The following is a 5339-nucleotide window of genomic DNA, read 5'->3' on the forward strand; positions in this document are numbered from 1 at the left end:
ACTAATATTAATATTAGTAAGGATCAAGCACGCAGTGCTTGATCCTTTTTGCGCGTTTTTTTCGCTCAGCTCAAACTAAAAGCCCAGAGCAGCCCCGTCTCCAAATCTTCATGCACTATTTTCAACATTAGTTACAGCAGTTAGGTAGCTCTCTCACTAAAGATAACCTCTTACTAAGATAACCTCTTACTTACCCCCCCCCCTCATCAAGCTTATCATCTCTGTAATACTAGCTCCATATGAGCTGTATCCCAAAATGCAACCTATAATGCATGGTTTGTCCAACCATCTAGCACATTTCTTACAACTTTGCCGCATTACGATCTTTTTTAGCCCATATTTTTACTAAAAGTGTGATCTAAGTCACAAATCTAAATGGTAATAATTTACAATAAGCTAATTCTCCTTTATAATACAAAGTATTGCTTGAGCCTTATTGTAAGCTCTTAATCCATTTTCACTCTAATTTGAGACTATGATTGATCTAACTAATTTACAACAACAGATTGCAGCAGCTTTGGCTGAAGATCCACATTTACATACCACTGATTTAAGTACTCGCTTTAATCAGCCTGAAGGTCTAATTATTCAAGCCTTACCAGCAGAATTTGTTACTATGTTACCTGCTAACCAAGTAATGTCTTTACTTGAAGAATTACCAACTTGGGGTAATGTAACAACAATCGTGGAAAAAGCTGGTAGCCTGTGGGAAATTAAAGCTCCATTCCCTGCGGGGACTTTTGCGCGTGGTTACTATAATTTAAATATGGGACCTACAGCTAATCCTGAATTACAATTACAAGGTCATCTCTTAACCGAAACCTTTACCTCTGTGGTTTTAGTTAGTAAACCATTTAGAGGTAAAGAAAGTTATGCTTTAGCCTTTATCTTAGCCAATGGAGAGGTTGCCTTTAAAGTGTATTTAGGACGCGATGAACAACGCAATCTTCTTCCAGAGCAAGTTGCACGCTTCAAAGAACTCGTACAACAAAACGCTTAATTAACCTCACTCTAATTACAAGGAATATACATGTCTCTAGATCCACAAGAAAAAGCCCGTCGTTTATCAGGTCGTATTGGTCCAGCTGTAGCGGAATTAAAAGCTAACACCAAAACTCTGATTATCTCTTCTGTAAATACTGATGGTGAACCTTTAGCCTCTTATTCACCATTTGTAATTGTTAACGGTTACTACTATATTCTGATTTCAGATGTAGCTAAACATGCTGCTAATTTACGTGAAGTAGGTAAAGCAAGTGTAATGCTGATCGAAGATGAAAGTGCCGCACGTAATATTTACGTACGTACGCGTTTAACCTTTGCTGTAACTGCTCATGAAGTAGCAGCTGAAAGCGAAGAGTTTAATGCTGGAGTTAAAGCTCTAGCTGAGCGCTTTGGGGATATTGTAGGTGAACTTTCAACGATGAAAGACTTTAACCTTTTCCGTTTAGAAACTACTCAAGGGGTATTTGTAAAAGGATTTGGTCAAGCTTTTGTGGTAAGTAACGATGAATTAGTTGAACCTGTACACTTAACTCAAGGTCACTTATTTAACGAGCGTGAAGCCGTAAAATAGAATTTTTTATCTTAAAAGCCCATGTATATACATGGGCTTTTAAGATATCTAATTTTCCCAAGACGAACTCTTAGATAGTGTAAAATACAACTAAGCCTTGACTCCCTAAAAGTTGAGTCAGACTAAATTTACCAAAAATGTTTTTTATGATGAAAAAAGCTTTTATTACCGGTATTACCGGACAAGACGGCTCTTATCTTGCTGAATTCCTTTTAGAAAAGGGGTATCAAGTACACGGCTTAGTGCGCAGAAGCGCTAGTGATAATCTTGGTCGTATACAACACTTAATAGTAAATCCTCATTTACAACTCCATTATGGAGATTTAACTGATTCGGGCAATCTACAAACACTTATCTCTAAAATACGTCCTGATGAAATATATAACCTTGCTGCTCAATCACATGTTGCAGTAAGCTTTGACTCTCCTGAATATACAGCCAACGTCGATGCTTTAGGTACTCTGCGTTTACTCGAAGCTATTCGTAATGCAGGATTAACTAAACATACACGCTTTTACCAAGCAAGCACTTCAGAACTTTATGGCTTAGTACAAGAAACACCTCAAACAGAAAGCACTCCTTTCTACCCTCGTTCACCTTACGCTGTAGCTAAACTATATGCCTATTGGATCACGATTAATTATCGTGAAGCCTACGATATGTACGCATGTAATGGTATTCTTTTTAATCATGAATCTCCACGACGTGGAGCTGATTTTGTAACACGTAAAATTACCTTAGCTTTAGCTCGTATTGCTTTAGGTTTACAATACACACTCTATTTAGGCAATATGGATGCTTTACGTGATTGGGGGCATGCTCTTGATTATGTGCGTATGCAATGGTTAATGCTACAACAATCTAAACCACAAGATTTTGTTATTGCTACAGGACAACAAATTAGTGTACGCGAGTTTGTAACTCTTGCTGCTAAAGAGCTTGGGATTTATCTAGAGTTTTCAGGTACAGGGGAAAAAGAAATCGCGACTGTTGTTAAAGTTGAAGGAGATTTAGCACCAGCAATAACTCTAGGACAAGTGATTGTTCGTGTATCACCAAAATTTTACCGTCATACTGAAGTAGAAACTTTACTCGGTAATCCAACTAAAGCTGCCCAAGAACTAGGATGGAAACCTGAAATATCCTTGCAAGAACTTTGCGCCCAAATGGTAGCAAGTGACTACCAATTAGCTCAAAAAGAAAAACTTCTGACTCTACAAGATTTAGACAACTTTATGTCTAAATAAACTAATCCTAGATCTCTAGGAGATTTATATGAAAAGAATTTTTGTTGCTGGTCATAATGGTATGGTAGGAAGAGCTATCTGCCGACAATTAAGCTTAGACTCTCAAATAGAGATTGTAACAGCACCACGTCAAAAATTAGACTTAACTATTCAAAGAGATGTGCAACAATTTTTTACTCAACAACAAATCGATGAAGTATATCTAGCAGCTGCGAAAGTTGGAGGCATTTACGCCAATAATACTTATCCAGCTGATTTTATTTATCAAAATCTAATGATTGAGTTGAATGTAATTCATGCTGCTCATCTGGCTAATGTACAGAAACTCTTATTTTTAGGTTCTAGCTGTATTTACCCTAAGTTTGCAGAGCAACCTATTAAAGAGCAAGCTTTGTTAACTGATACCTTAGAACCTACTAATGAACCATATGCACTAGCAAAGATTGCTGGTATTAAACTATGTGAGAGTTACAATCGTCAATATCAACGCGATTACCGTAGCGTTATGCCTACTAATCTTTACGGTCCGTTTGATAATTTTCATCCAGAACATAGTCATGTGATCCCAGCTTTAATTCGTCGCTTTCACCAAGCTAAAATAGAACAATTACCAGAAGTTGAAGCTTGGGGAACTGGAAGTCCTTTACGTGAGTTTTTACATGTTGATGATTTAGCACGAGCTTGTATTTTAATACAAAATCTATCTGTAGAAGATTATCAAAAAGTAACCACTACAACTTGTTCTCACATTAATGTAGGAACTGGTAGTGATATTACAATTAAAGAGCTCACTGAATTAGTAGCTAAAACTGTAGGTTATCGAGGGAAAATCTTATGGGATACCTCTAAACCAGATGGAACTCCACGTAAGCTACTTGATATTAGTCGCTTACAAAGTTTAGGCTGGCAACCTGCTATTAATTTAGAACAAGGTTTAGCAGATACTTATCAATGGTTTTTAACTCATACTGATAAAAGGATGTAGCTATGTATAACCACCTATATCCGGTTATTTTAGCAGGTGGTGCTGGAACACGTTTGTGGCCTATTTCACGTACTTTATATCCCAAACAATTTCAGCACTTTAATGCTCAGCATTCAATGTTTCAGCAAACGATTTTACGTGTTCAAGATTTAAGTAGTAATCTTCCTCTAGTGTTGTGTAACGAAGATCATCGCTTTATTGCTGCAGAACAATTGCACCAACTAAATTTATTAAAACAAAATATTATCCTTGAACCAATAAGTCGTAATACAGCTCCAGCTTTAACTATTGCTGCTCTGCATTTACAAAAAAGAGACCAACAAGCTTTAATGCTTGTTTTGCCTGCTGACCATCAACTAACCCCTGAGCAAACTTTTATTAGCCAAATAGAACAAGCAATTCCTACAGCACAAGATAATAAATTAGTAAGCTTTGGTATTGAACCACAAGGTGAAGTGGAAACTGGTTATGGCTATATTCTTTACCAACATCTAAAGAATGTAACAAGTAATACTTTCAAAGATTCTCTACTAAAAGCTGCAGATATAAAAAATACTCCAGCTAATACTACTCAAGGGTATTCACAAAACACAAGTTCAAATGCAGCATTTAAGATAAAATCCTTTGTTGAAAAACCCAATAAAGAACAGGCTCTTGCTTTATTAGCTCAAGGACAAGCTTTATGGAATTCGGGAATTTATCTTTTTAGTGCACAAGCTTATTTAGAAGCGATAAAAGAGTACGCTCCTGAAATTTATCAAGCTAGTTTCCAAGCCTATGAAAAATCAACCCTCGATTATGATTTTATTCGCTTAAAAGCTAGTGCCTATAATGCTAATCCAGATATATCAATAGACTATGCGATTATGGAAAAAACTTCACAAGGAGTGGTTTATCCGTTAAATCTACAATGGTCGGATTTAGGATCTTGGCAATCTTTATGGGAAAGCTCTATTAAAGATGAACTCGGTAACGTTGAATTAGCTAATTGTATTAGTATTGATAGTCATAATAATTACTTTATGGCAGAACAGAATAATTTAATCGCTAGTGTTGGGGTTAATAATTTAGTTGTCGTGCAAACGCCAGATGCTACCTTTGTAGCAGACAAATCTCGTTCTCAAGAAATCAAACAACTTGTACAACAAATTAAACAAAAACATCCAGAAATAACTTATGAACATCGCGTGATTTATCGACCATGGGGTAAAATTCTAATCCTTGATAAGGGAGATCGCTTCCAAATTAAAAAGATTACAATAAAACCTCATGGGAAAGTAGCAACGCAAATCCATAAGTTTAAAACTGAACACTGGATTATTACACAAGGCACAGCCAAAGTTATTCTTGCCAAACAGGAACATATTTTGAGAGAAAATCAATCTCTTTTTATCCCAGTTGGTACAGCTCATAGCATTGAAAATCTAGGCGATTCTAACCTTGAAATGATTGAAGTGCAATCAGGACAACAAATTCTTGATAAAGATATTATTCGTTTAGAGCAAAAAGATTATTTAAATCAATAAGAAAA

Annotated in this window: 5 protein-coding genes; all 5 read left to right on the top strand. The window is 36.1% G+C overall.

Going from position 1 to position 5339, the window contains the following annotated elements:
* Positions 1-475: 475 nt before the first annotated feature.
* On the top strand, positions 476-1000 hold the full coding sequence (hutX, locus tag CKF58_RS06515) for a heme utilization cystosolic carrier protein HutX (protein ID WP_119532156.1): 525 nt from the start codon (positions 476-478) through the stop codon (positions 998-1000).
* 30 nt (positions 1001-1030) lie between these two features.
* Complete coding sequence (locus tag CKF58_RS06520) at positions 1031-1576, top strand: pyridoxamine 5'-phosphate oxidase family protein (RefSeq protein ID WP_119532158.1); 546 nt, start codon at positions 1031-1033, stop codon at positions 1574-1576.
* Positions 1577-1722: 146 nt separating this feature from the next.
* The gene (gene gmd, locus CKF58_RS06525) at positions 1723-2823 is read left to right on the top strand and encodes a GDP-mannose 4,6-dehydratase (RefSeq protein ID WP_245959246.1); all 1101 of its coding nucleotides are present in this window, start codon (positions 1723-1725) and stop codon (positions 2821-2823) included.
* A gap of 28 nt (positions 2824-2851) precedes the next feature.
* Entirely contained in the window at positions 2852-3808 is a 957-nt protein-coding gene (fcl, locus tag CKF58_RS06530) for a GDP-L-fucose synthase (protein ID WP_119532160.1), read from the top strand.
* A 2-nt stretch (positions 3809-3810) separates the two neighbouring features.
* A complete protein-coding gene (locus CKF58_RS06535) occupies positions 3811-5334 on the top strand; it encodes a sugar phosphate nucleotidyltransferase (protein ID WP_119532162.1) in 1524 nt (507 codons plus the stop codon).
* The last annotated feature ends 5 nt before the right edge of the window (positions 5335-5339 follow it).

The sequence above is a fragment of the Psittacicella hinzii genome (assembly GCF_003585935.1).
Taxonomy (GTDB): Bacteria; Pseudomonadota; Gammaproteobacteria; order Enterobacterales; family Psittacicellaceae; genus Psittacicella; species Psittacicella hinzii.

Coding starts and splice junctions, on each gene's coding strand:
- hutX (WP_119532156.1), top strand. CDS start 476: ATGATTGATCTAACTAATTTACAACAACAGATTGCAGCAGCTTTGGCT.
- CKF58_RS06520 (WP_119532158.1), top strand. CDS start 1,031: ATGTCTCTAGATCCACAAGAAAAAGCCCGTCGTTTATCAGGTCGTATT.
- gmd (WP_245959246.1), top strand. CDS start 1,723: ATGATGAAAAAAGCTTTTATTACCGGTATTACCGGACAAGACGGCTCT.
- fcl (WP_119532160.1), top strand. CDS start 2,852: ATGAAAAGAATTTTTGTTGCTGGTCATAATGGTATGGTAGGAAGAGCT.
- CKF58_RS06535 (WP_119532162.1), top strand. CDS start 3,811: ATGTATAACCACCTATATCCGGTTATTTTAGCAGGTGGTGCTGGAACA.